This is a genomic window from Nocardioides sp. DN36, assembly GCF_055380375.1.
Map to the genome: position 1 here is coordinate 4,502,054 of NZ_AP043823.1, position 25,341 is coordinate 4,527,394.

Consider the following 25,341-nt stretch of genomic DNA (forward strand, 5'->3'; position numbering starts at 1 on the left):
TGATGGGCGGTGGCTGATGGTCGCCGGGCTGGTGCTGGCGGCGCTGGTGGTCTTCGCCGCCGTGTGCCCGATGCTGGGGCGCGTCGGCGCGGTGCTGCTCGCCCTGATCTCGGTGCTGTGGCTGCTCGTCAACCATCCCGTGGAGGGTGTGGTCATCGTGCCCATGAGCGAGCACCACGGCCTGACGAGTGCCGACCTGGCCGGGCTGGCGGGGCTCGCGATCGCCGGCTGGCTGTGGTGGTGGGGGTCCCGGCCGCCCCGCGGCTGACCTGTTCCGGGTCCTGGGTCAGTTGCGACGGCAGACCATGAGCGGGTTGCCGTCCGGGTCCTCGAACTGGACGAACGAGACGCTGCCGATGTCCTCGACCTCGGAGGTCAGTGGCACCCCGAGCGCGTGCAGGTGCTGCACGGTCGCGTCCATGTCGTCTGTCCAGAAGAAGAACCGGGGTGGTCCCGACGGGTCGAAGTCGGGACGGTTCGCGTCCAGCGCCAGCCGGGTCTCGCCCTCGGTCGGGATGTCGAGGATCGTCCCTTCGTGGGTCGACTCAAGGAGGTCGACGCCCAGCAGCGTGGAGTACCACGCGGCGGACGTCGGCAGGTCGCGCACCGGGATGAAGACCTGACCGACGGTGCGCTTGATCGGGCTCTGCATGGGCCGCAGCGTACGTCCCTCACGCGTTGCTAGCAGCGCTCGCTCACCAGAAGTCCTTATTTTGTTGGGACTTCTGGCCCGATGTGAACGGGTTCACCCCACATCTGCTTGCATTTGCTAACTCTTGCTAGCAGTGTGGAGGCATGGCCAAGGGAAAGGTCGGCAAGACCGTCGAGTCACTCGGTGACTACCTGAGGGAGCAGCGCATCGCAGCGCGCTTGTCCCTCCGGCAGCTCGCCGAGCAGGCCGGCGTCTCCAATCCCTACCTGAGCCAGATCGAGCGTGGTCTGCGCAAGCCCTCGGCCGACGTCCTGCAACAGATCGCCAAGGCGTTGCGGATCTCCGCCGAGCAGCTCTACATCCGCGCCGGGATCCTCAGCCCCGAGGACGGCGTCGGAGGCTCGGTCGAGCTGGCCGTGCTCAACGACACCGGTCTCACCGAGCGGCAGAAGCAGTCCCTGCTGGACGTCTATGCCTCGTTCCTGGCGCTGAACAACGCCAGCACGGCGAGCGACACCACCCTCCCCACCGAGAGCCTCCCCACCGAGAAAAAGGAGTGATCGACATGGCCAAGGCCAAGTTCGAGATCAAGGACATCAAGATCGACGCCACCCGCCCCCTCTACGTCGGCGTGGGTGTCACCGACCTCGCCGTCGAGTACGTCCGCGGCGCCGTCGCCGGCGTGCAGACCCGCGTTGCCGGCGTGCAGAAGAGCGTCACCGACATCGACGTCAAGCCGCAGGCCCTGCGCGACCAGGCCGTCACCGTGGTGAACTCCCGCGTCGAGGCGCTCTCCAAGGACGCCAAGGCCCGCCGCGCCGCCATCGAGGCCCGCGTCGCCGAGCTCCAGGCCGAGGCCAAGGAGCTGCCCTCCAAGGTGCAGGCGATCGTGAACGACAACGTCGCCACCGTCACCGGCGCCTACGGCGACCTCGCCAAGCGCGGCGAGACCCTGGTCGGCCGGATCCGCAAGCAGGAGTCCACCAAGGCGACGACCACGGCGGCCAAGACCACCACCGCCAAGGCCAAGACCACCACGACGCAGGCCAAGAAGACCACCAAGACGGCGGCCAAGAAGACCACGACGGGCGCCAAGTCCACCGCCAAGAAGGTCACCACGACCGCCAAGAAGTCGCCGGCCAAGAGCAGCGCCAAGGCCACCGCCACCGCCGCCAAGACCACCGCCTCGAACGCCGCCACCGCGGCGACCGAGGCCGCCGAGAAGGTCGGCGACTGAAGAGCTCCGGCTCCTGAGGGATCCGACGACGGGCAGCTGAGCCTGTTCTGACCCTCGCGCCACGACCCCCCGCTCCCTCCGGAGCGGGGGGTCGTCGCCTGTCCGGACGGTTGGACCGCTGCTGCTCGGGCATGCTCAGGGCCATGACCGCCCGGGGGAGAGCCATGAGTCCAGTCCGTTCCGTCGTACCCACCGCGCTGCTCGGGCTCGCCGCCCTGCTCGCGGGCTGCGCCGACGAGTCGCCGGGCCTCGAGCCGGACACTGAGGCGGGTGGGAAGCGCGTCCCCGCCACTCCCCGCGCCCTCGCGGCCGTCGTGGTCGACCACGTCCCCGACGCGAAGGTCGCGCGGCCGCACGCCTCCCTGTCGGGGCTGCCGAAGGGGTCGCTCGGCACCGACGTGCAGTACGCCGACGGCGCCTCGGTCAACGTGACCGTCGTGCCCGGCGACGGGGAGCTGCCGCTGGGCTGCGACGTCAGCCGGTGCGAGCAGCTCGACACCGACCTCGAGGGCGCCACCGCGCAGCTGGTGTGGCAGGAGGAGGAGCCCGAGGAGGACCCGGGCGTCATCTACGTCGTGCTCGAGGTCGACGACCAGACCGTCGCCGTCGAAGAGGGCGGGAACGTCGTGGTCACCGGCGACCCCCGCGACCTGGACCTGCACGTCGGTGTCGACGAGCTGCTCGACCTCGCCGAGGACCCGCTGCTGCGTCTGGAGACCACCCCGGCCGCAGTCAAGGCCGGGCGGGACCTCGAGATCTGGGAGGACGAGCCGGACTACTGAGCGGGCGCGTTGCGTACGCTGGTCAGGTGACTGTCTTCGATCTGGAGCTCGGCTTCTCGCTCGCGGTGGGGCTGCTGCTCCTGTGCGTGAAGATCTTCGCGTTCGTGAACAGCCTGCTCTGGTCGGGCCCGGCCTATCAGGCGGCGGGGAAGCTCACCAAGCCCGCCTGGTCGATCATCCTCGGGCTCGGGATGGTGCTCCAGATGCTGCGGCCGGCGGCCACGATCGACCTGCTGAACCTGGCCTTCACGATCGCGGCTTTCGTGTACCTCGCCGACGTCCGTCCCGCACTGGCTTCGTTGACGCGTCGTCGCTGATCGTCGGCTCGCTGCTCCGGTACGTGTAGCCGTACGTGTAGCCGTAGCCGTAGCCGTAGGACCTGCTGTTGCGGCGCGCCGGAGCCAGGTTGATCACGACGCCGATCGCCTTGGCGTCGACCGCCTCGATCCGCTCGATCGCGTGCCGCAGCTGGTCGCGGGTGGTCTTGCCGTGCCGGACCACCACCAGCGCACCGTCGGCCTGCGCCGACAGCAGCGCCGCGTCGGTCACCGGCAGCAGCGGCGGGGCGTCGAGGATGACGACGTCGTAGGAGTCACGCAGCTCGCCGAGCATCTTCTCCATGGCGTGTGACTGGAGCAGCTCCGACGGGTTCGGCGGGATCGGGCCGCTCGCGAGCACGTCGAGCCCGGTCTCGCCGTAGGGCTGGATCGCATCCGCAAGGCCGACCTTGCCGATCAGCACGCTGGTGGTGCCGACCGCGCTGTCCAGACCGAGCCGCTTGGCGATCAGCGGGCGACGCAGGTCACACTCGACCAGCGCGACGCGTTGACCCGCGAGCGCAAGGGTGATGGAGAGGTTGACCGCAGTCGTCGACTTGCCCTCGCCGGGCAGCGAGCTGGAGACCACGAAGACCCGCTGGTCACGGTCGACCTCGACGAACTGCATGTTGGTGCGCAGCACCCGGAACGCCTCGGCCCACGGCGTGGCATCGTTGAGCACATCAGCGGGGGAGCGCTTCACCGCAGCAGTGTCAGCGCCGATGTGGCCCAGAATGGGCGTGTCGGTCACTTGGGCGACGTCCTCGGCATTTGCGAGTGTGGTGTCAAGCAGCTCGCGCAGCACGGCCACTCCGACGCCGAGCAGCAGGCCGAGCATGAAGGCGAGGGCCAGGTTACGGACCGGCCGGGGGCTGACCGGCATGTCGGAGACCTGGGCGTTGTCGACGATCGACGCCTTCACCAGGGGGACGTTCTTGTTGTCCGGCGTCTCGAGCTGGGTGACGAGATTCTTGAGCTGCTCGGCGTACGCCTGGGCGATGTCGCGGGCAAGTACGGGATCGGGGTCGGTCGCGGTGATCTGCAGGATCACGGTGTCGGGGTCGACCGTAGCCGTGACCTCGTCGCGCAGGTCATCGGGACTGATCGAGCCGCCCAGGTCGTCGGCGACTTTCTCCGCGAGCGGCCGGTCCTTGATCAGAGAGGCGTAGGAGCTAATTCGCTGGGTCGCGAAGAGGTTGCCCTGGTAGGCCTGCGACGAGTCGGAGGGACTGGTGGAGACGAAGATCCGGGTGGAGGAGGCGTACTGCGGAGTCGTCTGCCAAGTCAGCACCGACGTGATGCCGACCATTAGAAGCATGCATAGCGCGACCGTCTTCCACCTTCGACGGAGCGTGCGCCAGTAGTCCTTGAGTTCCACGTGTGTCCCGTCTTCGTCGCGATCTTTGCCCCATGCGCGGCGTGGCGCGGCATCACTCTATCTGGGTATGGACAGGGGGTCAGGATCTGCCCGGCTACCATGGAGTACGGATGCGGACGTCGCGTCCTCAAACAGGGGGCTACCCGTCTATGGCACGCGATTTCGAAGTCCGACCCTGGGGCACGTGGGAGGTCCTGGACTCGGGCGACGGCTGGAAGGTGAAGCGGATCGAGGTCCGCCCCGGCCACCGGCTCTCCTACCAGACCCACGGGCAGCGGGCGGAGCACTGGGTCGTGGTCGCCGGAGTCGCCACCTGCACCATCGAAGGTGAAACCGTGGTCGCCGGTCCGGGTGAGTTCGTGGCCGTGCCGATCGGCGCCGCCCATCGCATCACCAACGCCCACGACGAGGACCTGGTCATCATCGAGGTCCAGCGCGGCTCCTATACCGGCGAGGACGACATCGTGAGGCTCGAGGACGACTACGGCCGCAACGAGCAGCTGCGTCGCTAGGTCAGGACGCCTCCGCTGCGCATGGAACAAACAGAAGCAAACACATTTCTTGCAGCAGCCGCTGCTTTCGACAATTGCACCCGACGGCTCAGATGGTGCTCGTAACCTGCGCGTACGACCTACGTCTCATCCGGAGGAACCAAGTGCGCCGTACGCTCTCGCTACTTTCCGCATCCCTGCTCACGGCGCTGATCGGCCTCCCCGTGGTCGCAGCCAACGCCGGTGGGGCCTTCGAGGTGACTGCGACCGCCTCGACCAGCTCGGTCGTCATCGGCGACCCCGTGAAGTTCACCGGCTCGGTCACCCCTGCCAAGGCCGGCAGCCGGGTCGACCTGCAGGTCCGCCACGGCAAGAAGGCCTGGGAGCTGGTGCGGCACGCCAAGATCAAGAGCGACGGGACCTTCCGGGTCGCTGACCGGCCCGCTTCGGTCAAGCCCACGACGTACCGGGTCGTCATGCCCGGGACCAAGAAGCGGAGCACCGGCTACAGCGCCGAGATGCGGGTCGCTGTCTACCGCTGGCACTACCTCAGCGATCTGGACAGGGTGGACTCCAGCGGCTCGATCGAGGCCGGCGACGCCGTCTCGATCAACGGAACGGTCTACAAGAAGTCTCTCAACGCCTGGGCCGGATGGCAGGACGCGTGGGTCGAGTACAACCTCAGCCGCAAGTGCTCCACGCTGAAGGGCACGATGGGCCTGAGCGACGAGTCCGCGACGGGCGCGCTTGGCGAGATCGAGATCTTGGGCGACGGGAACTCGATCTTCGACCGCACGTTCCCTCTGGGTGAGTCCGAGACGCGGTCCCTGACCGTCTCGAACGTGCTCCGGCTGCGGATCGAGTTCACCCCGCTCTCTGACGACGATGACGCCGATGGGGCGGTCGGCAAGCCGCAGGTGCTCTGCCGGTTCTGACGACGCTCGTCACACGTGCGGCTCAGGGTGCGCCATGGTGCACCCTGGGCCGCACGACTCATTTCTGGAGGTCGGCGTCCACCATCCGGCCGACCAGCTCCTCGAAGCCCACGGTCGGGGTCCAGCCGAGCAGCTCCCGCGCCCGCGTCGCGTCACCGACCAGGTCAGTCGGATCGGCCGGCCGGACGAACTCGGGGTCGACCGTGACCAGGCCCTCCCAGTCGGTGATCCCCGCCCGGGCGAACGCCGTGGCGACGAAGTCCCGCACCGTGTGGCCGGCCCCGGTGGCGACCACGTAGTCGCGCGGTGTCTCGGCGCGCGCGGCCCGGACCATCGCGTCGACGTAGTCGGGCGCCCAGCCCCAGTCGCGGCGGGCATCGAGGTTGCCGAGCACCAGCCCGTCGGCCTCCCCGCGGGCGATCGCGGCCACGCCGCTGGTGATCTTGCGGGTCACGAAGTGGGCGGGCCGACGCGGGGACTCGTGGTTGTAGAGGATCGCGCTCACCGCGTGCAGCCCGCGGCGGCGGTGCACGTCGACCATCAGGTGGGCGTAGGCCTTCGCGGCGCCGTACGGGTTCACCGGCCGGATCGGCGTCGACTCGTCCTGCGGGCTGGTCGGGGGCTCCCCGAAGATCTCGGCGCTCGAGGCCTGCACGAAGCGGACCGGGTGGCCGGACTTCTCCTGCGCCTCCCACGCCGAGCCCATCAGCGAGGCGGCCGCCAGCGCGTTGACGCGGGCGGTGAGCTCCGGCTCGGACCACGAGCGGGCGACCGAGGAGAGCCCAGCCAGGTTGTAGACCTCGTCCGGCGCCAGGTCCACCACCAGCGCCCGCACCTGCTCGGTCCGGGTCAGGTCGCCGACGTGCAGCTCCACGGCCTCCAGGCCGAGCGCAGTGAGGTCCGGCAGCGGCTCGTCGGCGTGCGCCAGCGCGTGCACCTCCACACCGTCGGCGAGCAGCCGCTCGGCGAGGTAGCCGCCGTCCTGGCCCCCGATCCCGGTGACGAACGCTCGTGCTCTGTCACGCATGGCGGCCCGTCACCAGCCCTGCCGGGTCGCCTCGAGGTCGGCCTCGACCATCAGCGCGACCAGCTCGGGGAACGACACCCGCGGCTTCCAGCCCAGCACCTCCCGGGCCTTGCTCGCGTCGCCGATCAGGTGGTCGACCTCCGCGGGCCGCATGAAGCGCTCGTCCTGGCGGACGTAGGGCGCCCAGTCCTCGATCCCGACGTGGCGGAACGCGGCGTCCAGGAAGTCGCGGATCGAGTGCGCCTCGCCGGTGGCGATCACGTAGTCGTCCCCCTGCGGCTGCTGCAGCATCAGCCACATTGCCTCGACGTAGTCGCCGGCGAAGCCCCAGTCGCGCTCGGCGTCGAGGTTGCCGAGCACCACCTCGTCCTGCAGGCCCAGCTTGATCCGGGCCACCGCTTGGCTGATCTTGCGGGTCACGAACTCCGGGCCGCGGCGCGGCGACTCGTGGTTGAAGAGGATCCCCGATGAGGCGTGCATCCCGTAGGACTCGCGGTAGTTGATGGTCATGTGGTGCCCGAAGACCTTGCTCACGCCGTACGGCGACCGCGGCCACAGCAGGGTCCGCTCGTGCTGCGGCGACTCCTGGACCTTGCCGAACATCTCCGAGCTCGACGCCTGGTAGAAGCGCACCCCGCCGGGTTGACCGCCCGCCCGATATCCGCTGTGCAGGCGCAGCGCCTCCAGCATGTTCAGCACGCCCTTGGCGGTCACGTCGGTGGTCAGGTGGGCGTTCTCCCAGGAGTACGCGACGAACGAGACCGCGCCGAGGTTGTAGACCTCGTCGGGGTCGGAGTCGCGCAGCGCGCGCAGCAGGCTGGACATGTCGGTGAGGTCGCCGTTGTGGAGGCGTACGTCGGGGAGCAGTCGCTCGACCAGCTCGCGCTTGGGGTTGTTCTGGCCCCGGATCAGCCCGTGTACGTCGTACCCCTTGGAAAGCAGCAGCTCGGCGAGGTAGAGGCCGTCCTGACCGGTGATGCCGGTGATGAGCGCGGTGGGCATACGGGGGATTGTGCCCGAGAGGCACGCCCGGGCCTGTCGTCGCTCCCGCTCAGTAAGCGCCGCGGGAGCCGAACACGGCGCCGAAGGTGCGGGCCAGGATGGAGAGGTCCTGCAGCATCGACCAGTTGTCCACGTAGTAGAGGTCGAGCCGGATGGCCTCGCTGATCGTGAGGTCGTTGCGGCCCGACACCTGCCACAGTCCGGTCATGCCGGGCCGCACCCGCAGCCGTCGGGACATGCCGCCGGAGTAGAGGGCGACCTCACGCGCGACCTGGGGACGCGGGCCGATCAGGCTCATGTCGCCCTTGAGGACGTTGAACAGCTGCGGGAGCTCGTCGACGGAGTAGCGCCGCAGCCACTTGCCGGGCGGCGTGATGCGGGGGTCGTCCTTCATCTTGAAGAGCAGGGCGCTCTCGCCGAGCTGACGCTGGAGCTCGGCGACCTTGGACTCGGCGTCGACCACCATGGTCCGGAACTTCAGGCAGGCGAACTCCTCGCCGTTGCGCCCGATCCGGGTCTGTCGGAACAGCACCGGGCCGCGGTCGTGGGCCTTGATCCGCAGCGCCGTGAACACCAACAGCGGGCTGAAGGCGCAGATGAGCAGGAACGAGCCGCAGACGTCGAAGAGCCGCTTGGCCCAGCGGGACGCGTCGGTCGCGGTGGGCGGGTCGATGTGGATGAGGGGGAGGCCGCCGACCGGGTGCACCCGCACCCGCTCGCTGGAGATGTCCGTGACGCTGGGCGCGACGACCACCTGCACGTTCTCGTGCTCGAGGTCCCAGACGATCTTCTGCATCTGAGCCGCCGAGCTGAGGGCGCCACCCGCGAAGAAGATCACGTCGATGCCGGACCGCTTCGCGAGGTCGGTCGCCTCGTCGGCGTTGCCGAGGACGGGGATGCCGGTCGAGGTCTCCTCGGTGAGCTCGTGCTCGGGGGTCAGCGCGCCGACGATGTTGTAGCCCAGCCAGGGCTCGCGGCGCAGGACGGACGCGATCTCGTCGATGTGGACGACCGAGCCCGCGATGAGCACCCGCTGGAGGAGGGTGCCGCGCCGGCGTGCGCTGTGCAGGACCCGCCTCAGGACGAAGCGACCGAGCACCAAGGTGGGCAGGCCCACCACGAAGGCGAGCACGAAGAAGCCGCGGGAGAGCTCGAACTTGGCGAGGTAGCAGCCGATGCCCACCACGCCCGCGGTCACGAGAGTGGCGTTGACGACCCGTTTGTACTCCTCGGTGCCGGCCCCGAAGACGGTGGGCTGGTAGCCGCCGAGCATGGCGATGGCCAGGACCCAGGCCAGCAGGATGAGCGGACCCGCGAGCCCGAGGCTGTCGACCACGTTGGTCGAGTTCTCGAACACGGAGAGTCGTTGCCGGCCGAGGGCCGCGATGGTCCCGACGCCGGCGATCACGGCCAGGTCGACCGTCAGTGCCGTTGCGGGGAGCGCGCGCAGGGCGCGACTAGGGGTGGTGCTGCCGAGCCGTTGCCGGCTGTCCGAGAGAAGAGTCATGGAGTTGTGTCCAGTCGAAGCGCCCTGGCGGGGGAGGGGCGGGTGGGCGGGGATGGCTCCGTTGTCATCGAGCTTCCATCTTGTCCCATCGACACCCCCCGTGACATGGAAACTTCCTTTGTTTACAGAGTCAACCGTTCGCGTCACCCCGTGGTTACGCGCCCGACATGTGATACGCGATCCGGTGCGTCCGCGCAGGGCTTTGCCGCGTCCTTCACCCCTCGGGGTGGCGCCGCCGTCGTCGTCTCGGCTGGCGCGTGACGGTCAGTCGAGGACGGCCCTGGAGGGACGTCGCTGGCCCGGGAGAATGGTACGACGAACGACCGCCAGGTCAGGCAACGCCGAGCGATGGGTCCGGGGTGCCGGGAGCCGTGGTGGCGCTGCGCTCGAAGAGGTCCCACGCGTCGGGATGCTCGGGGTGGAGGCCCTCGGCCTCGCACCAGTCCTCGAAGGGCGTGTTCAAGCCCGAGTCCCGGCTATCGCGCACGTCATCCCAGTGGATGAGTCCCATGGTCACTCTCTTCCCGTCACGACGCCTGCGGCGACGTGGCTCGAACCGGGCCCCAGCGGCAGGGCCATGTGGTGCGGTACAGGGAGCTGTGCTTTCCGAGACGATGCTCTAGGCATCGGCGGTCGAAACGTATTCTTGAGTTGTGGCTAGACCAGGCTGGTTCCCACCGTGTCACGGGAAGGTGAAGAAAACTTCAAGACCACCTCAAGACGGATGCAGAAGGTCTAGCGTCGTGATCAACACACGGGGGACGGTGTGGGCGGGCACTCGGGCTCGCCAGCCGATGTGACTCCGGGTGCCAGGGTCCAGCCGCAGGGCCCGCGGACCGGAGAAGGTGATGCCGTGATGGCACTCCCTCGCAAGATCGTCACCGTGCACTCACCCGTCCCGAAGCAGATCCTCGACGACCTCCTCACCTGCATCGAGCAGTCGCTCGAGCGGACCGGTGCCTCCCGTATCTGGATCGACGGCCGCTTCTGCCCCGAGCTCGTGGTCATGGCGGAGTTCGCCGACGTCGCGCCGGACGGTGCCGTCCTCGACGGGGACGAGTCCTGCGGTGAGGTCGTCCCGGACCTGCCGGCCCCGCGCCACGCCTGAGTGTCACTGCTCACTTGTGGTGAGATCGGTGTGGCGCACGACGCGTCGACGTCACTTCGCTGGTAATGACGCGTAAGGGTTACTCTTCCGTTTACTCTTACGACGGCTTCTTGGGTTTCCCCCGTCCCTCGACGACCCGGATGTCCGTCCCCTGCTGCGTCAACTCCGGAAGGCCGCTCGTGGCGAACACCCGCAAGATCCTCACCCTGCACTCCCCGATCGGGCCGCACGTCGTCGACGAGCTGCTGACCGCGATCGAGAAGGCCCTGCACCGCGTCGGCGCGGAGCGGGTGTGGATCGACCCCCGCTCCAGCCACGACCTGACCATCCTGGCAGACCTGCCCGAGCTGACCCTTCAGGACGACGGTCTCGCCGAGGTCCCGGACCCGCGGTCGCTCGACGACGACCTCTCGGACAGCGTCCTCTCCTGAGGCCCTGCGCCTCGTGACCGGGTCAGCCGTCGGGCGGGCCCGGTAGCTGGTCCACCGAGGTGGCCGGCGATGCCAGCGCCACCAGCCCACACGCCACCAGCACGCCGCCGCACACCCCCGCGCTGATCGCGGTGGCGCCGACCTCGTGGCCGGCCAGGAGCGCTCGCAGCAGCAGCCCCACGCCGCTGCCGAGGAGCGCCACCACCGACGCCAGGTGACGGCCGGGCTGGCCCACGAGGATCCGCAGCGCCCCTCCGGCAGTCGCGATCGCGAAGCCGAGCGCCCACAGACCGTTGGTCTGCGCCTCGCTCCCCGTGGGGTAGATCTCCCACTGCGCCACCAGCAGGAATCCCGCGACCAGCAGCCCCACCAGGGCCCCGAGCGCGGCCAGGGGCGGCCGTGGTGCCCGGTGGGTGCGCCGGATCAGCGCCTCCCGTCGGCGGTCCACCTGCCGCGAGGCCCGTCGCACCTGCGGGTCGTCGATCATGACCGCTCCTCCCGGCGCGCCTCGGCCAGGTCGGCGGCGGCGAACGCCACCGCCAGCGCGGCGCTGGTCAGCACCAGCCGTCGGCGGTTCGGCACGAACGCGGCCAAGCCCACCATCGACGCGGCGTGGACCACGTCGACCGCCGCGTCGGCCTCCGGCACCCAGGCCCGGTGCAACCAGCGGCCGCCCAGCGACTGGACGACGTACCGGCCGCCGAGGACGCGCACCGTACGCCGCACGCCGACGCCGTCCCGCGACCTGGTCAGGCGGACCGGCAGGCCCGGCTGGGCGAGCGCCACCACGCCGAGGGCCAGGCGGGCGGCGTCCGGGCGCCTCACGGCTTCCTCCACCGGGTCAGCGCGAGGGCCCCGGCGGCCACGGCGGCCGCCGCGGCGCCGAGCGTCCCGTGGTGCTGGGAGGCCCACAGCTGCGGGGACCTGCCCCAGGACCTGTCGTCGAAGAGGCCGTGCGCGCCGAAGTCCTGGCCGCTGGGGCCGTCGGCCGGCTCCCAGAGGTTCGCCGGCTGGTCCGGCGGCTTGGGCTGCCCCGTCTGCTGGGCCCCGAAGCCGGTGCGGGCCAGGTAGCGGTCGAGCAGGCCCGGGGCGACGGCGTTCGCCAGCAGCGTGGCCGCGGTGGTCTCGCCGACCCAGTACTCCCGCCGCCGCGGGTGGTCCGCGGCGTACACGACGCCTCGTGCGGCCACCTCGGGCTGGTAGATCGGCGGCACCGGCTGGGCCTGGTGCGGCAGCCGGGACAGCACCCAGGAGAACTGCGGGGTGTTGACCGCCGGCATCTGCACCATCGTGACGTGCACGTTGCTGCGGTCGTGCAGCAGCTCGGTGCGCAGCGACTCGTGGAAGCCCTGGAGGGCGTGCTTGGAGCCGCAGTACGCCGACTGGAGCGGGATGCCCCGGTAGGCCAGCGTCGAGCCGACCTGCACGATCGTGCCGCGGTCCCGAGGCAGCATCCGCCGCAGCGCCGACCGGGTGCCGTTGACGTAGCCGTGGTAGCTCACGTCGGTCACCCGCTGGAACTCCTCGGGCTCGATGTCGACGAACCGCGCGAACACCGAGGTGAAGGCGACGTTGACCCACACGTCGATCTCGCCGAGCACCTCCTCGACCTCGTCGGCCGCCTTCTCGACGGCCCGGTGGTCGGACATGTCGACGCTGACCGTCAGGGCCTGCGCCCCGGCCTGCTCGACCTCCGCGGCCACCGCGTCCAGGCCGGTGGTGCCGCGGGCGAGCAGCGCCACCGAGTCCCCGCGTGCCGCGAACATCCGGGCGGTGGCCCGCCCGATCCCTCCCGTCGCGCCGGTCACGACGACCACGCGTCGGCGTTCGTCCGATGTCATGTGTTCCTCCCTCTCTCGTGTCTCCTCGTCTGCTGCACCTGTCGCACTACCTGCTCCGCGCCCAGAACCCACGCGACGGGACCCCCGCCTCACCGAGCCGCTGCGCGGTTTCGAGGAGCACGGCGTGCACGAACGCCTGCGGCAGGTTGCCGCGCAGCTGTCGCTGCACCACGTCGTACTCCTCGGTGAAGAGGCCCGGCGGCCCGAGGGCGCCCCGGTTGCGCTCGAACCACCTCAGCGCCGCGGCGACGTCGCCCTGCTGGAGCGTGGCGAGCGAGAGGTGGAAGCCGCTGAGGACGAACGCCCCCTCGGAGTCGTGGAACGGCACGTGGGGGTCCTGCCGGAAGCGGTAGACGTAGCCGTCGTCGGTCAGCTCCTGGACGACCGCGCGGCAGGTCAGCACGTGCCGGGGGTCGTCTGCCGGGACCGCGCCGCGGATGCCGGGCAGCAGCAGCGCGGCGTCCACGCCGGCGTCGGCGGGGGAGCGCTGCCAGCGGCCGTCGGGGTGCCGGCAGTCGCGGTCGACCGAGGCGACCAGCCGGTCGGCGAGCTGCTGCCAGTCCGCCGCGACCCGGCCGGTGCGCCGGTCGGCCACCGCGCGCAGGCCCGCTGCGCACATCAGTCGGGAGTGTGCCCAACGGCGGTCCTCGAGCTCCCAGATCCCCGCGTCGGGGTCGTGCTGCCGCGCGACGACGGCCTCGACGACCGCCTCGACCGCCTTCTCGCCGAGCCCGTCGAGGCGTCCTGCGCGGTCCGCGGCGGCGAGGAGCAGCAGCGCCTCGCCGAGGGCGTCGAGCTGGAACTGGCTGTTCGCGCGGTTGCCCACGCGGACCGGCGCGCCGGGATAGCCGGGCAGCGTCAGCCGCCGCTCGTCGGGCACCGGGTCGCCGTCGACCGTGTACGCCGGCCGCAGCCGCGGGCCGTCCTCGAGCACACGCTCCGAGACGAACCGGACCGCGGCGTCGAGCAGGTCGTGGCCCCCGACCACGGCGGCGGCCTGGCCGGCGTAGCACTGGTCGCGGATCCAGGCGTAGCGGTAGTCGTAGTTGCGGCCCTGGTCGGCACGCTCCGGCAGCGCGGTCGTGGCTGCGGCGACCATGGCACCGGTGGCGCCGGTCAGGCCGCGCAGCACCGCGTAGGAGTGGTGCGACTCCCCGGGGGCCGCCGACGCGTCGAGGTCGGGCACGGCGTCGCGCCAGGCGCGCTCGGTGGTGGCCCAGGCGCCGGCCGCGTCGGGTGGTGCGCCGGGCAGCGGGTCGCGGCTGATCTCCAGGACCAGGTCGTGGTGGCCGCCCTCGGGCACGTCGAGGTGGACGCTGATGCGCCCGTCGTCGAGGCGCGCGTGCGCGGGGACGCCCGACCAGCGGTAGCGCAGGTCACCGGTGCGGCCCTCCCAGACACCGGCCGCGCTGCGGCGCACCGTCATCGGGCGGGCGCCGAACTCGGCGCGGCACTCCAGGGTGGCGCGGACGTGCGCGTCGCCGAGCGTGGCCTCGACCCGGCGCAGCAGCACCACCCGGTCGCGGTCGCCGGGCAGGGCCAGCGCATCGCGGCACTCGACCACGGCGTTCGTGGCCACCCAGCGACCCCGCCAGATGAGCGTGTCCTGGTCGTAGTGCCCGCCCCAGACGAACCGGTCGCTGGTGGGGGTGACGGCGTAGCTGCCGGCACCACCGAGGAGGCTGGAGAACACCGCGTCGTCGTGCCAGCGCGGGGCACACAGGAACGCGACGTCGCCGCGCGGGCCGACCAGGGCGCCACGCTCGCCGTCCGCGAGCAGTGCGTACTGCCGCAGCGGGACGGGTGGGAACGGGGCCCTCACCGGGCGGGGGAGCAGGTCGGGCGGGCCATGGGGGTGGTTTCCTCCTGTCATCGGGACTGTGACCGTCGGGTTGGGGAGTACCCGACCAACAGAAAAATATGCGCTGGAGCATATATGCTCAAGCGCAGTGATGTTCGGTGAAGGAGCTACGGTCGTGACGGAGCTTGACGAGCTGGTCGAGGAGTTCCTGCGCGCCAGCCGCGCCCTGGTGGGCCTGTCGGTGCACTCGGTGGCGGCCTCACCGGTCGAGGTGACCCTGGTCCAGCACCGGCTGCTGGTGCTTCTGGCCGCCCGGGGCGAGCAGACGGTCGGTGACATCGCCGCCGAGCTGGGGGTGAACCCCTCCAACGCCACCCGGCACTGCGACCGGCTGCAGCGGCTCGGGCTGGTCGAACGCCGGCGCTCCGAGCGGGACGGTCGGGTGGTGCAGATCGCGCTGACGGGTGCCGGGCGAGAGGTGGTCGACGCGGTGTCGAACCGGCGGCGCGAGGAGGTGCGTCAGGTCCTGGACAGCATGGCCGTCCACGACGTCGAGGCGGTCCTGGCGGGGCTGCGCGCCTTCAGCGACGCGGCGCACGAGGCCGCGGAACGGGACTGGGTCACCGTGCTCGGGTGACGCAGGGCAGCGGGCACTGCCGGCGCCCGCGGTGGATCAGGCTGTGACGCCGGAGCCGTCGCGCGTCGTACGGATCGCCTGGTAGCTCTCCCACGCGCCGAACTTCTCGGGGTGGATGCCCTGGGAGGTGCACCAGTCCTCGAAGGGCGTGGTGAGGGGCTCACCCTCGTCGGCCCACAGGGCCTCCGCCCACGATCTGCGCATGTCGCCACGATCCGCGGCGGCGACGCCGTCCTGAGCTGGATTGCCCTCGGCGTCACTGAAGTTGGGTACGACGTCCATGGTCAGCGCTCCTGGTGGTCGCGGGCGGGGGCGCCGGTCGGGCGGGCGGTGAGGGTCAACGAGGGCTCCGAGGGGTCGACGACGATCGCGAGCCCCCCGCTCAGCGAGCACCATGCCCGCCGGCCGGCGTACGAAACCTCCGCCGGCCGACCGATCTGGCTCAGCTCTTCGGGTAGGCGTCGCCGGCGGCCTGGCGCGCCTCCCAGGCGCTGCGCACCATCTCGCGCAGGTCGTGGCGCATCTCCCAGCCGAGGTCGCGGGCGGCCAGCTCGCCGCTCGCCACGATCCGGGCCGGGTCGCCGGGACGGCGTTCCTTGATCGTGGGCTCGAAGTCGACGCCGGTCACCTCCCGGATCGCGTCCATGATCTGGCGCACCGAGACGCCCTCGCCGCTGCCGAGGTTGTAGACCCGCTCGAGCGGCTCGCCGTCGACCAGCCGGCGGGCGGCAGCCACGTGCGCCAGGGCCAGGTCGGAGACGTGGATGTAGTCGCGCACGCAGGTGCCGTCCGGCGTCGGGTAGTCGGTGCCGTTGATGTGCGGCGTCGCGCCGCGGTAGAGCGCGTCGAACACCAGCGGGAACAGGTTGTGGGGGCTCGCGTCGAAGAGCTCCTTCGAGCCCGACCCCACCACGTTGAAGTAGCGCAACGAGGTGTGCCGCAGCCCGTGCGCGCGCTCCACGTCCTTGAGCAGCCACTCGCCGATCAGCTTGCTCTCGCCGTACGGCGACTCCGGCCCGGTCGCGGTCTCCTCGGTGACGAGGTCGACGTCGGGGGTGCCGTACGTCGCGGCGCTGGACGAGAACACCAGCTTGTCGATGCCCCGCGCCTGCATGGCGTCGAGCAGGATCACCGTGGCCGAGACGTTCTGCTCGTAGGTGTGCAGCGGGCGGGAGACCGAGACCCCGGCGTACTTGAACCCGGCGATGTGGATGACGCCCTCGACGCCGTGGTCGTCGAGCGCCGACTCCACCGCGGCGCGGTCCAGCAGCGTGGCGCGGACGAACGGCACACCGTCGGGCACGAACGCCTCGAACCCGGAGGAGAGGTCGTCGAGCACGACCGGCTGCATGCCCGCCTCCGCCAGCGAGCGGACGACGTGCGCCCCGATATAGCCGGCTCCACCAGTCACCAACCAGGTCACGTCAGACTCCTATCGAAACGCATCGGACCGCAGACGGGTCAGGATAGGGGATCGCGCCGCGGCCTCCCCGGGACGCGCGGCGCGGGTGCCCGCGCACGGCCCGGTCGCCGTTAGGGTGGTCCGGTTGTGAATCGCCGAATCATGCTGCCCCTGCTCGCCCTCGTCCTGCTGGTCGCGGGCGTGGTCGGCGAGGTCGTCTGGTCGCAGGACGTGGTCGGCGCCGCCGACGTCAGCCTGGTGGCCGACGGCGACACACTGTCCGCCGAAAAGGTCGACCCCGAGCTCGACCCGCAGCTCGACCCCCGGGCCGAGCCCGCCGGGCCGCTCGCGGGACGCAGGATCGTCATCGACCCCGGTCACCAGCTCGGCAACCACAACTACCCGCGCAAGATCAACCGGCCGGTCCCGGCCGGCGGGTTCGAGAAGCCGTGCAACACCACCGGGACGGCCACCAACGGCGGCTATCCGGAGGCGACCTTCGCGTGGCGGGTCTCGAAGCTGGTCAAGGCGCGGCTGGTCCGCCTCGGCGCGACGGTCGTGCTCACCCGGCACAGCAACCGTGAGGACCGCTGGGGTCCGTGCGTGGACGCCCGCGGCCGGGCCGGCAACAAGGCCCCCGCCGACCTCAAGATCAGCATCCACGGCGACGGGAACACCGCCGCGGGCGCTCGCGGCTTCCACGTCATCGCGCCGACCGACCGGAAGCCCTGGACCCACGACATCTACAAGTCCTCGCACCGCCTCGCCCGCGAGTCCCGCGCCGCCCTGCGCTCGGCCGGGGTCCCGGTCGCCAACTACATCGCCGGCGGCGACGGGCTGGACTTCCGCTCCGACCTCGGCACGCTCAACCTCTCCGACGTCCCGGTCGTGATGGTCGAGCTCGGCAACATGCGCGATCGCCGCGACGCCCACCGGATGACCACGGCCTCCGGCCGGGACACCTACGCGCGGGCGCTGGTGCGGGGCGTGCGGCACTACCTGCGCTGACTTCGGCGCGCTGGCGCGGGGCCGGCGTACCGGGTGGCCTGTGGAGAACGCCTCGAGAGCCGTGCGCGAGGTCCTGATGGACCTGGTGGCCCGAGGGCCGTACGGCCGGGCAGTCGGGTGCCGGTCGCGCCCGCCCGCCGCCTGAGCCACCCGGCGCGGGCCCGAACTGCCCGGCCGGGTGGCCGACGAGTCAGGAGATGACGGCGTCGATCGTCTTCTTCAGCGCACTCGGCTGGGACGGCTTGGTCGGCGCCTTCTTGCGGGCCTCGGCCATGTCCGCGCCGAGCTCCTGGAGGACCTTGCGGCCGAGCGCCTCCCGCACCTTCGGGAACCACTCGTCCTCCTCCTCCTCGATGTGGTGGCGGACGTTCTCGATCAGCACCGTGGTCTTGGCGGTGAAGCGCTCGTCGGACGGCTGCATGGCCGACAGCTCCACCACGAGGACGTCGGCGACGTGGTGCTCCTCGTAGGACTCGAGGACGTCGTCCTCCAGCTCGGGGACGAGCTCGCGGACGCGCGGGTACATCACCTCGTTCTCGATGTAGGTGTGCACGGTCAGCAGCTCGATCATCTTCTCGACGAGCCGGCCCTTGGTCTTGTGGGCCTCCTCGCCGGCCTCCTCGAAGTCCCTGAAGGTGCGCAGGATCTCCTTGTGGTCGTCCTTGAGCATCACGATGGCGTCAGTCGACATGGGTGTTCTCCTTGGTGGTGGTGGGTTCGTGGTTGGCCCGCGATCGACGGGCCCGGAGGTACGCCGGCTCGCGGAGCCGGCGTACTGCTGGGAACTGGCGGAGCCCGGCGAGCTGGTGCCGGACAGGGTCGAACGAGATCTCCGGGTCGTCCCCCGGGGTCCGCGAGAGGCGGAGCACCGCGAACACGTGCCACTCGCCGGCCGGCCTGGCCCAGGACAGCTCGTAGGTCTCGGCGCCGACGCCGACCGCGCCGAGCAGCAGCGCACCGGAGTCGGTGTCGTAGGGGAGGAGCGTCGTCAGGGGCCGGCCGCGGGGCCGTCGGCTCGCGGTGAGCACGAACCGGCTGATCCGGCCCCGGCCGGTCGTGGCGAAGAGGAGGTCCCCGTCGCCGTCCTGCGTGTGCACGCGCACCGCGAGGCCGTGGATGTCCGGCCAGCGGCGGGGCAGGCCCACCGCGCGGGAGCGGCGCACGACGACGTCGTCCTCGCCCGGTTCGTCGAGCCATGCGACGCCCGTCCTCGGCTCCGAGCCTCGCCGGTAGATCCGGCCGTGGACGACCTCGCCCGTGGGGTGCAGCGGCTTGCGGGCGGGCCGGACCGCCGCGACCGCCCGGGTGGCCGTGGCCAGGGCTGCGCCGCCGGCGGACAGGGTCGCGCGAGGGAGATCTCGTGGTGCGGGCACACCGCCTCCTCGGGGGATCGGGGGTAGGCGTGGGCCGTACCCGGCCCGGCCGCGCCGAACCTCACCCGGTCGGGGGAGCCTCGCCGCCGGATCACCCGATCGGGTGGGTTTGCCGACCTCGGGCGGCGGCTACGGAGCAGGTGCTGGCGGGCCTCGGGGACTCGCCCTTACGCAGTGTGCGGGAGTCCGAGGCCTGCCAGACCAGGTGTCCGTTCAGAACTCGTCGACCTGCGGGTCGAGGATGCGGACCCGGTCGGGGGCGAAGCCGTGCTCGAGCCCCCACGCCACCGCCTGGGACCGGCGGGAGACGCCGGCCTTGCGGTACGCCGTCTTGAGGTGGGTCTTGACCGTGTTGATGCTCAGGTAGACCCGGTCGGCGATCTCCTGGTTGGTCAGCCCCTGGGTGAGCAGCGCGAAGACCTCCGCCTCCCGGGCCGAGAGGCCGAGGTCCTGCCCGGGCCAGCCCCCGACGTCGGGGTTGCTCCGGGCGTCGTCGGGCGGGGTGACGATCTTGCCCTCGTGCACCGCCTCGAGGGCCGCGACCATCTCGGCGGCGGGCATGCCCTTCCAGAGGTACCCGACCGCGCCGTCCGAGATCGCGCCCTCCACCAGCTCGCGCTGGAGGTTCCAGGTGAAGACCACGACCTTCGGGCGGCCGTCGCGCGCGATGCGGCCGACGTCGATGTGCCCGCCCTGCTCCTGGCCGAAGGTGTCGTAGAGGACGATGTCGACGTCGCTGACCGTCGGCGCGTTGGAGTCCAGCTCGACGACCTCCACCCGCTCGGCGTACGGCGCGAGCATCACGGCCACGCCGGCGACGACGAGCTCGTAGTCGTCGTTGACGGCGATGCGGATCGGTGCCTGGTCAGGTGCCATGTCGGCGAGCCTAGACAAGGTCCCGCTCCCGCCCGCGGGGCAGTTCGTCCGTCCAGTCGCCTCGGCCCCGCTCGGGGCCGGTGCTGCAGGGCCGAACTGCCTCCGTTCGTGCTCACGCTGCTGGCTGGGTGAGACGGGCACGGGGGCCGAGGGCGACCAGGGCGGTGAGCACGGCCCGGACGTAGTCGGGTTCGAACATCACCTCCTTCCAGGTGAACCGGACGACGGTCCAGCCCGCACGGGCGAACCCGGTGTAGCGCCGTACGTCGCGGCCGAAGGAGTCGGTGTCGGCGTGGAACTCGAACGACTCGGCCTCGATCACCAGCCCGAGCCGGCGGTCCATGAGGTCGGCGCGGCCGATGTTCCCCACCCACTGCTGCGGCTCGACCACGAGACCCGGGACCTCGAGAGCGATCGCGCGCAGCACGGACTCGAACGGGTTCGCTGCCCGTGGGTCCGCGGCCTCGATGACCCGGACCGCCTTCGCGTGGCCGGTGCGGGGTGACGCCTTCGCGGCCGCGAGGAGCTCATCGCGGCTGATCCCGGCCCGGAGCGCGGAGTCCGCCACCGCGAGTGCGACGTCGAAGCCGTAGGCGCGGGCGCAGTCGATGACGGTCTGCACCGGGCAGGTGACCCCGTCGCGGACCCGGTCGGCGGGCAGGTCGCCCCAGTGCAGCTCGACGTCGTCGGCCGCCAGCCCGTGACGCCGGCGGGGCACGGTGATCGTCGGCTCGTCGGGTGGCAGCTTGACCTTCCACTGCCAGTGCTGGGCCGCGCTCAGGTGCGAGATCGTGCCGCCGAGCCGGACGGCCGCGCACCGGGTGGCGTCGGCAGTCGGCAGGGCCAGGCGCGAGCGACCCAGCTCGATCACGTCCCCGGCATCCGTAGCGGCTTGGAGTCGTCGGCGGGTCGTCAGGGCGAGCAGCTCACGCCTGGTCGCGATGCCGCCCAGTCGGATGAGCGCCTCGGTGGCGGTCAGGTAGGTCTTCTTGGTCATACCGGACTACTGCCCCGTCGGGGTCGGGGAGTCGTTCGGTTGTCCACAGGCACGAGCGGAGGCAGTTCGCGTTGGATGCGAGTGCTCCCCGACTGAGTCCGTTGGGTGAGCGCGCCAACTGCCCGACGTACCGGCGGGTAGGTTCGCCCGCATGGCACTGGACCCGGAGCTCAAGACCTTGCTCGACTTCGTCAACGCCGCCGAGAAGAAGATGCACGAGGGGACGCCCGAGGAGGCGCGGGCGGCGTTCCGGACGCTGAACGTGGACTTCGTGAAGCCCGGCGACGTCATCCCCGTCGGGTCGGTCGAGGAGCTGACCGTGGCCGGTCGCCCCGCGCGGCTCTACCGTCCGGAGACCGACGCAGAGAGCGACATGGGCACGCCCACGCTGGTCTTCCTGCACGGCGGCGGCTACGTCCTCGGCGACCTCGACACCCACGACCAGACCTGCCGGCGGATCTGCCGCGGGGCGGGGACGACGGTGCTCGCGATCGACTACCGGCTCGCGCCCGAGCACCCGTTCCCGGCCGGGGTCGAGGACGCGATCGCCGCGACCCGGTGGGCCGCCGAGCACCTGCCCGGCACCCGGCTCGCGGTCGGCGGGGACAGCGCCGGCGGCAACCTGTCCGCGGTGGTGGCCCAGACGTTGCGCGAGGAGGTCCGGGCGCAGGTGCTGCTCTACCCGGCCGTGGACAAGTTCGGTGACTACCCGTCGCGGGCCGAGAACGGCCAGGGCTACTTCCTCGACGAGCCGACCATGGTGTGGTTCCTCCAGCAGTACGTCGGCAGCGTCACCGACCTCGACCCCGCCGACCCCAGACTCTCGCCCATCCTGGGTGACCTGACCGGCGTCGCGCCGGCGCTGGTGGTGACCGCCGAGCTCGACCCGCTGCGCGACGAGGGCAATGCGTACGCCGACAAGCTCGCGGCCGCCGGCGTGCGCGTCGACCGGGTCACCTGCGACGGCATGATCCACGGCTTCATGGAGATGGGGCCGTGGAGCGCCGGCGCCGCCGCGGCGGTCGACGACGTGATCGGCCGGATCCGCCGGCTGCTGCACGACTGACCATGCGTGCGCGGTCAGGCAGGGTCAGGGCAGCGCGACGTACTGCCCCAGGAACGACCGCGCCGACGGCGTGTCCAGCCGGTAGTCGACGTTCGTGGACCGGCAGATCGCGTCACCGGTGATCGTGGTCGCGGCGACGGTGTTTGACGTACCGAGGAAGTTCGGGCCGCCGGAGTCGCCGTAGCAGGTCCCGCCGTTGCCGGTCGAGGCGTTCATCGAGATCCGCAGCCACGAGGGGTTGATGGAGTTCAGGGTGCCGGTCGCGACGTTGCGGACGTCGTCGTAGAGGTACTGGTGGCCGCCGGGCTCGTTGGTGACCTCGTAGGCGCCGTAGCCGACCGACGTGAACTTCTGGTCCTTCGGCAGCGACGACAGCGACCCGGCGCCGGGCAGCTTCGCCGGGGCGATGCCCTTGACCGGCTTGTCGAGCACGACGACCGCGATGTCGTGCGGGTCGCTCTGGGTCTGCGAGTAGGCCGGGTCGCCGTGGAAGGTGCCGGAGTACGTCGTGTCGCCGTCCTGGTACGCCGAGGAGAACGTCACCCGCACCCGGCCGTCGCCGCCCTCGCCGCAGTGCGCGGCGGTGAGGAACACGGTCGGGCTGATCAGCGTGCCGGAGCAGTAGGTCCAGGTGCCGTCCGAGTAGGCCTGCGGCGCGACCAGGGCGCCCACGTTCGGGTGCCGGTTGCCGTCCGGGCTGCCGTTGGTGACCGCCGCGGCCGGGGCGGCGATGGCCAGGGCGGCGAGGGCCGTGAGGCCGAGGGTGAGGCGTCGCAGCATGAGAGACCTTTCCGAGAGCGGGGCTCGTGGCCCACCGGGGCGCAGCGCGCGATCACGCCGCCCGGCCATGCTGCCACCGCGTCGTCCGCCGCGGGAGGGGGCGGAGCGGGCGACTTGGCGACCGCACTAGCCTGAGCGGGCCGCGCCGCCGACCGCTGCCGACCCCGCCGCAGACCCCAGGAGCCACCGTGACCCTTCCCGACCTGCTCGCCGGCAAGACCGTCTCCGTCCTCGGCGGCACCGGGCCCCAGGGCCGCGGGCTGGCCCGGCGGTTCGCCGCCGCGGGCATCCCCGTCGTGATCGGCAGCCGCAGCGCCGAGCGGGCCGGCGAGACCGCGGCCGAGCTCGCCGCGGCCACCGGTGGCGACGTCACCGGGCAGGACAACGCCGGCGCCGCCGCGGCCGGCGACGTCGTCGTGGTGGCGGTCCCGTGGGACGGGCACGGCGAGCTGCTGGAGGGACTCGCGGGCGAGCTGGCCGGCAAGGTCGTCGTCGACTGCGTCAACCCGCTCGGCTTCGACAAGCAGGGCGCCTACGCCCTCCAGGTGGAGGAGGGGTCGGCCGCGCAGCAGGCCGCCGTGCTCCTCCCGGACAGCACCGTGGTCGGCGCCTTCCACAACGTCAGCGCGGTGCTGCTCGACGACCCCGAGGTCGAGAGCGTCGACACCGACGTGCTCGTCCTCGGCGAGGTCCGGGAGGCCACGGACCTGGTGCAGGCGCTCGCCGACACGATCCCCGGCGTCCGCGGCCTGTACGGCGGCCGGCTGCGCAACGCCCACCAGGTCGAGGCGCTGACCGCCAACCTGATCAGCATCAACCGCCGTTACAAGGCGCACTCCGGGCTGCGGATCACCGACGTCTGACCCGTGACGGGGCGAAGGTCCCTGCCGCAGGGGTCGTCGGGGATTCACGGTCGGCAAGGGTGCCAAGGTAAAATCGAGGAGCCGAGAACTTCTCACACGCGGGGATCTCTTCCCCGACGTATCCGGCGTCCCTCCAGCCCCGGTCCCTGACCGGAGACGGGCCACCGATGACCCCTGCCGGCACCCTCGTCCTCGATCGCGCTGCCGACCTCGACGTCGACACCAGTCCTGAGCCCGCGGCGCCCCCGTCCATGCGGTCGATCATGGGCCGCCTCGCGGCGAGCCTGCTGGTCGCCGTCGTGGTCCCCGGCGTCGTCTTCTACCTCGCGCTCGTGCTCTACGGCATCACCGCGGCCCTGCTGGCCGCGCTCGCCTGGACCTACGGCGCCATCGTCTGGCGCTGGGCCACCAGGCGCCCGATGTCCGGGATGCTCGCGCTGACCGTCACGATCATGACCGGGAAGACGATCTTCACGCTCATGACCGGCAACACGTTCGTCTACTTCGCCCAGCCGGTGGCCACCGACGCGCTGGTCGGCGCGGCGTTCCTGCTGTCCCTGGCCACCGCCCGCCCGGTGGTCGCCCGGCTGGCCGCGGACTTCTACCCGCTGACCCACGAGGTCGCGTCCCGTCCGGCGATCCGCAAGCTGTTCTGGCACCTGACCCTGCTCTGGGCGTTCGTGGTGCTGCTCAAGGGCGTGGCCACCCTGTGGCTGCTGATGACCCAGTCGATGGTCGACTTCGTGCTGCTCAAGAACGCCGCGATGGCCGGGCTCACCGTCCTCGGTGTGGCCGTCACCGTCGCGGCCGCCGCCGCCGTCGCCCGCAAGGAGGGCCTGCTCGGCGGCAGCCGCGTGCCGGTGCCGGTCGCGTAGTCGCCGCGTCAGAGGCTCCCTCCGTGCGCGGCGACCGTGCCACGGATCCAGGCCAGCGCCTCGGCGGTGTCCACCCGGTAGGAGTAGGTGTTGCCGCTGCACACCGAGTTCGCGACGAACGAGTTGATCGCGATCACGGTGTTGGTGCCACCGACCAGGTTCGGGCCGCCGGAGTCACCGAAGCAGGTGCCGCCCTTGTTGGAGTGCAGCTTGATGAACTCGTCGCTGATCGAGTTGTTGCTCGCGACCAGGGTGGTCTGGGCGTAGAAGCGGGTGAACGCGTCGCCGGGCGTGGGCTTGCAGTTCGGGTCGCACTTGCCGCCGCCGCGGACGAAGTTCTGCACCCCGAAGCCGACCACGTCCACGGGGCTGTTCATGGCCAGGCTGTCGACGAGGTCCTGGCTCGGCAGCGCGCCGTACTGGCCCGAGGTCGCCGAGGAGGGGATGGCGCCGCACGCGTAGTTCGGGGCCGACGGGGCGTGGCAGCCCGGCTCGCCGAAGACGATCACCGCGACGTCGTGGGTGTCGAAGCCGGGCAGGCCGCCCGCACCGCCGATCTGGAAGTCGGGGTCGTAGTAGTAGCTGCCGACGTACCAGCGCAGCTGGGACGAGGGCGTGTTGGCGAGGTTCGGCTCGAAGGTGACCCGCACCAGCGGCGCACCGGTCCTGGTGTTGGTGCCCAGCGCGGAGGTGCTGTCGCTGAAGCAGTGCGCCGCGGTCAGCATCACCGTCGGTGAGAGCAGCGTGCCGGAGCAGGCGAAGACCCCGTTGTCCTCGTAGGCCACGTAGGGGTGGTTGTTCCCGTCGTAGGTCCCGTTGGTCACCGCCGAGGCCGGCAGTGCCAGCCCGACCAGGGCCAGGACCACTCCGACCGTCATGAGCGCGATGCGACGCATGTGAGGCTCCCTTCGTCCCGAGCCGGCAGGGTGCCGGCGTCCCGGCCCACGCTGCGCCG

32 protein-coding genes are annotated in these 25,341 nt (G+C 71.2%); 14 read left to right on the forward strand and 18 right to left on the reverse strand.

Going from position 1 to position 25,341, the window contains the following annotated elements; all coding sequences use genetic code 11:
* Positions 1 to 16 precede the first annotated feature (16 nt).
* Positions 17 to 268, forward strand: coding sequence for a hypothetical protein (locus ACZ43H_RS22550; RefSeq protein WP_464586555.1), 252 nt, complete (start codon positions 17 to 19; stop codon positions 266 to 268).
* Positions 269 to 286: 18 nt separating this feature from the next.
* On the opposite strand, the gene ACZ43H_RS22555 is transcribed toward ACZ43H_RS22550, so the two are convergent.
* Entirely contained in the window at positions 287 to 652 is a 366-nt protein-coding gene (locus ACZ43H_RS22555; RefSeq protein WP_464586556.1) for a VOC family protein, read from the reverse strand.
* Positions 653 to 795: 143 nt separating this feature from the next.
* Between ACZ43H_RS22555 and ACZ43H_RS22560 the strand changes: the two genes are divergently transcribed.
* From ACZ43H_RS22560 to ACZ43H_RS22575, 4 genes are all read left to right on the forward strand, one after another.
* Positions 796 to 1,212: a helix-turn-helix domain-containing protein gene (locus ACZ43H_RS22560; protein WP_464586557.1), complete on the forward strand. Its 417-nt coding sequence runs from the start codon at positions 796 to 798 to the stop codon at positions 1,210 to 1,212.
* A gap of 5 nt (positions 1,213 to 1,217) precedes the next feature.
* Positions 1,218 to 1,889 (forward strand): hypothetical protein, encoded by a 672-nt coding sequence (locus ACZ43H_RS22565; protein ID WP_464586558.1) that lies wholly within the window; start codon positions 1,218 to 1,220, stop codon positions 1,887 to 1,889.
* Positions 1,890 to 2,053: 164 nt separating this feature from the next.
* Positions 2,054 to 2,671, forward strand: coding sequence for a hypothetical protein (locus ACZ43H_RS22570; RefSeq protein ID WP_464586559.1), 618 nt, complete (start codon positions 2,054 to 2,056; stop codon positions 2,669 to 2,671).
* 26 nt (positions 2,672 to 2,697) lie between these two features.
* Entirely contained in the window at positions 2,698 to 2,988 is a 291-nt protein-coding gene (locus tag ACZ43H_RS22575; RefSeq protein ID WP_464586560.1) for a DUF2516 family protein, read from the forward strand.
* Here the strand turns inward: ACZ43H_RS22575 and ACZ43H_RS22580 are convergent.
* Positions 2,918 to 4,366 (reverse strand): tyrosine-protein kinase domain-containing protein, encoded by a 1,449-nt coding sequence (locus ACZ43H_RS22580; RefSeq protein WP_464586561.1) that lies wholly within the window; start codon positions 4,364 to 4,366, stop codon positions 2,918 to 2,920. The two genes, ACZ43H_RS22575 and ACZ43H_RS22580, sit on opposite strands and share 71 nt — an antisense overlap.
* A 149-nt stretch (positions 4,367 to 4,515) precedes the next feature.
* Between ACZ43H_RS22580 and ACZ43H_RS22585 the strand changes: the two genes are divergently transcribed.
* Positions 4,516 to 4,878, forward strand: coding sequence for a phosphomannose isomerase type II C-terminal cupin domain (locus ACZ43H_RS22585; protein ID WP_464586562.1), 363 nt, complete (start codon positions 4,516 to 4,518; stop codon positions 4,876 to 4,878).
* 143 nt (positions 4,879 to 5,021) lie between these two features.
* A complete protein-coding gene (locus ACZ43H_RS22590) occupies positions 5,022 to 5,792 on the forward strand; it encodes an NPCBM/NEW2 domain-containing protein (RefSeq protein WP_464586563.1) in 771 nt (256 codons plus the stop codon).
* A gap of 58 nt (positions 5,793 to 5,850) precedes the next feature.
* Here ACZ43H_RS22590 and ACZ43H_RS22595 read toward each other — a convergent pair whose 3' ends face one another.
* From ACZ43H_RS22595 to ACZ43H_RS22610, 4 genes are all read right to left on the reverse strand, one after another.
* Complete coding sequence (locus ACZ43H_RS22595) at positions 5,851 to 6,819, reverse strand: GDP-mannose 4,6-dehydratase (RefSeq protein WP_464586564.1); 969 nt, start codon at positions 6,817 to 6,819, stop codon at positions 5,851 to 5,853.
* Positions 6,820 to 6,828: 9 nt separating this feature from the next.
* Entirely contained in the window at positions 6,829 to 7,821 is a 993-nt protein-coding gene (locus tag ACZ43H_RS22600; RefSeq protein WP_464586565.1) for a GDP-mannose 4,6-dehydratase, read from the reverse strand.
* Positions 7,822 to 7,870: 49 nt separating this feature from the next.
* On the reverse strand, positions 7,871 to 9,328 hold the full coding sequence (locus ACZ43H_RS22605; protein ID WP_464586566.1) for a sugar transferase: 1,458 nt from the start codon (positions 9,326 to 9,328) through the stop codon (positions 7,871 to 7,873).
* Positions 9,329 to 9,659: 331 nt separating this feature from the next.
* Positions 9,660 to 9,791 carry a hypothetical protein gene (locus tag ACZ43H_RS22610; protein WP_464586567.1) on the reverse strand — a complete coding sequence of 44 codons (132 nt, stop codon included), beginning with the start codon at positions 9,789 to 9,791 and terminating at the stop codon, positions 9,660 to 9,662.
* A gap of 393 nt (positions 9,792 to 10,184) precedes the next feature.
* Here ACZ43H_RS22610 and ACZ43H_RS22615 point away from each other — a divergent pair, with 393 nt between their 5' ends.
* Both ACZ43H_RS22615 and ACZ43H_RS22620 read left to right on the forward strand, forming a co-directional pair.
* Positions 10,185 to 10,436 carry a hypothetical protein gene (locus ACZ43H_RS22615; RefSeq protein WP_464586568.1) on the forward strand — a complete coding sequence of 84 codons (252 nt, stop codon included), beginning with the start codon at positions 10,185 to 10,187 and terminating at the stop codon, positions 10,434 to 10,436.
* A 179-nt stretch (positions 10,437 to 10,615) separates the two neighbouring features.
* The gene (locus ACZ43H_RS22620; protein WP_464586569.1) at positions 10,616 to 10,867 is read left to right on the forward strand and encodes a hypothetical protein; all 252 of its coding nucleotides are present in this window, start codon (positions 10,616 to 10,618) and stop codon (positions 10,865 to 10,867) included.
* Between the two features lie 22 nt (positions 10,868 to 10,889).
* On the opposite strand, the gene ACZ43H_RS22625 is transcribed toward ACZ43H_RS22620, so the two are convergent.
* The 4 genes from ACZ43H_RS22625 to ACZ43H_RS22640 are packed head-to-tail and all read right to left on the reverse strand — an operon-like array spanning position 10,890 to position 14,530.
* Positions 10,890 to 11,354: a hypothetical protein gene (locus ACZ43H_RS22625; RefSeq protein WP_464586570.1), complete on the reverse strand. Its 465-nt coding sequence runs from the start codon at positions 11,352 to 11,354 to the stop codon at positions 10,890 to 10,892.
* Positions 11,351 to 11,692, reverse strand: coding sequence for a hypothetical protein (locus tag ACZ43H_RS22630; protein WP_464586571.1), 342 nt, complete (start codon positions 11,690 to 11,692; stop codon positions 11,351 to 11,353). Before ACZ43H_RS22630 ends, ACZ43H_RS22625 begins: the two co-directional genes overlap by 4 nt.
* The gene (locus ACZ43H_RS22635) at positions 11,689 to 12,708 is read right to left on the reverse strand and encodes an SDR family oxidoreductase (RefSeq protein WP_464586572.1); all 1,020 of its coding nucleotides are present in this window, start codon (positions 12,706 to 12,708) and stop codon (positions 11,689 to 11,691) included. The genes ACZ43H_RS22630 and ACZ43H_RS22635 overlap by 4 nt, the downstream gene beginning before the upstream one ends.
* A 46-nt stretch (positions 12,709 to 12,754) precedes the next feature.
* Entirely contained in the window at positions 12,755 to 14,530 is a 1,776-nt protein-coding gene (locus tag ACZ43H_RS22640; RefSeq protein ID WP_464586573.1) for a glycoside hydrolase family 15 protein, read from the reverse strand.
* 154 nt (positions 14,531 to 14,684) lie between these two features.
* Between ACZ43H_RS22640 and ACZ43H_RS22645 the strand changes: the two genes are divergently transcribed.
* Complete coding sequence (locus tag ACZ43H_RS22645; RefSeq protein ID WP_464586574.1) at positions 14,685 to 15,146, forward strand: MarR family winged helix-turn-helix transcriptional regulator; 462 nt, start codon at positions 14,685 to 14,687, stop codon at positions 15,144 to 15,146.
* A 36-nt stretch (positions 15,147 to 15,182) separates the two neighbouring features.
* Here ACZ43H_RS22645 and ACZ43H_RS22650 read toward each other — a convergent pair whose 3' ends face one another.
* On the reverse strand, positions 15,183 to 15,428 hold the full coding sequence (locus ACZ43H_RS22650) for a hypothetical protein (protein ID WP_464586575.1): 246 nt from the start codon (positions 15,426 to 15,428) through the stop codon (positions 15,183 to 15,185).
* Positions 15,429 to 15,588: 160 nt separating this feature from the next.
* Positions 15,589 to 16,569, reverse strand: coding sequence for a UDP-glucose 4-epimerase GalE (gene galE, locus ACZ43H_RS22655; RefSeq protein WP_464586576.1), 981 nt, complete (start codon positions 16,567 to 16,569; stop codon positions 15,589 to 15,591).
* A gap of 141 nt (positions 16,570 to 16,710) precedes the next feature.
* Between galE and ACZ43H_RS22660 the strand changes: the two genes are divergently transcribed.
* Entirely contained in the window at positions 16,711 to 17,556 is an 846-nt protein-coding gene (locus tag ACZ43H_RS22660; protein WP_464586577.1) for an N-acetylmuramoyl-L-alanine amidase family protein, read from the forward strand.
* 190 nt (positions 17,557 to 17,746) lie between these two features.
* Here ACZ43H_RS22660 and ACZ43H_RS22665 read toward each other — a convergent pair whose 3' ends face one another.
* The 4 genes from ACZ43H_RS22665 to ACZ43H_RS22680 all read right to left on the reverse strand — a co-directional run bounded on the left by ACZ43H_RS22665 (position 17,747) and on the right by ACZ43H_RS22680 (position 20,802).
* Positions 17,747 to 18,247 (reverse strand): hemerythrin domain-containing protein, encoded by a 501-nt coding sequence (locus ACZ43H_RS22665; protein WP_464586578.1) that lies wholly within the window; start codon positions 18,245 to 18,247, stop codon positions 17,747 to 17,749.
* Positions 18,237 to 18,929 (reverse strand): hypothetical protein, encoded by a 693-nt coding sequence (locus tag ACZ43H_RS22670; RefSeq protein ID WP_464586579.1) that lies wholly within the window; start codon positions 18,927 to 18,929, stop codon positions 18,237 to 18,239. Before ACZ43H_RS22670 ends, ACZ43H_RS22665 begins: the two co-directional genes overlap by 11 nt.
* 213 nt (positions 18,930 to 19,142) lie before the next feature.
* Positions 19,143 to 19,805, reverse strand: coding sequence for a LuxR C-terminal-related transcriptional regulator (locus ACZ43H_RS22675; protein WP_464586580.1), 663 nt, complete (start codon positions 19,803 to 19,805; stop codon positions 19,143 to 19,145).
* Positions 19,806 to 19,917: 112 nt separating this feature from the next.
* A complete protein-coding gene (locus ACZ43H_RS22680; protein WP_464586581.1) occupies positions 19,918 to 20,802 on the reverse strand; it encodes a hypothetical protein in 885 nt (294 codons plus the stop codon).
* Between the two features lie 151 nt (positions 20,803 to 20,953).
* On the opposite strand from ACZ43H_RS22680, the gene ACZ43H_RS22685 reads away from it, so the two are divergent.
* Positions 20,954 to 21,868 (forward strand): alpha/beta hydrolase, encoded by a 915-nt coding sequence (locus ACZ43H_RS22685; protein WP_464586582.1) that lies wholly within the window; start codon positions 20,954 to 20,956, stop codon positions 21,866 to 21,868.
* Between the two features lie 24 nt (positions 21,869 to 21,892).
* On the opposite strand, the gene ACZ43H_RS22690 is transcribed toward ACZ43H_RS22685, so the two are convergent.
* Complete coding sequence (locus ACZ43H_RS22690) at positions 21,893 to 22,648, reverse strand: trypsin-like serine protease (protein ID WP_464586583.1); 756 nt, start codon at positions 22,646 to 22,648, stop codon at positions 21,893 to 21,895.
* Between the two features lie 188 nt (positions 22,649 to 22,836).
* Here ACZ43H_RS22690 and npdG point away from each other — a divergent pair, with 188 nt between their 5' ends.
* Both npdG and ACZ43H_RS22700 read left to right on the forward strand, forming a co-directional pair.
* Positions 22,837 to 23,511 carry an NADPH-dependent F420 reductase gene (gene npdG, locus ACZ43H_RS22695; RefSeq protein ID WP_464586584.1) on the forward strand — a complete coding sequence of 225 codons (675 nt, stop codon included), beginning with the start codon at positions 22,837 to 22,839 and terminating at the stop codon, positions 23,509 to 23,511.
* A gap of 167 nt (positions 23,512 to 23,678) precedes the next feature.
* Positions 23,679 to 24,386 carry a VC0807 family protein gene (locus ACZ43H_RS22700; protein ID WP_379184951.1) on the forward strand — a complete coding sequence of 236 codons (708 nt, stop codon included), beginning with the start codon at positions 23,679 to 23,681 and terminating at the stop codon, positions 24,384 to 24,386.
* Between the two features lie 8 nt (positions 24,387 to 24,394).
* On the opposite strand, the gene ACZ43H_RS22705 is transcribed toward ACZ43H_RS22700, so the two are convergent.
* Positions 24,395 to 25,282: a trypsin-like serine protease gene (locus ACZ43H_RS22705; protein ID WP_464586585.1), complete on the reverse strand. Its 888-nt coding sequence runs from the start codon at positions 25,280 to 25,282 to the stop codon at positions 24,395 to 24,397.
* Positions 25,283 to 25,341: the final 59 nt, after the last annotated feature.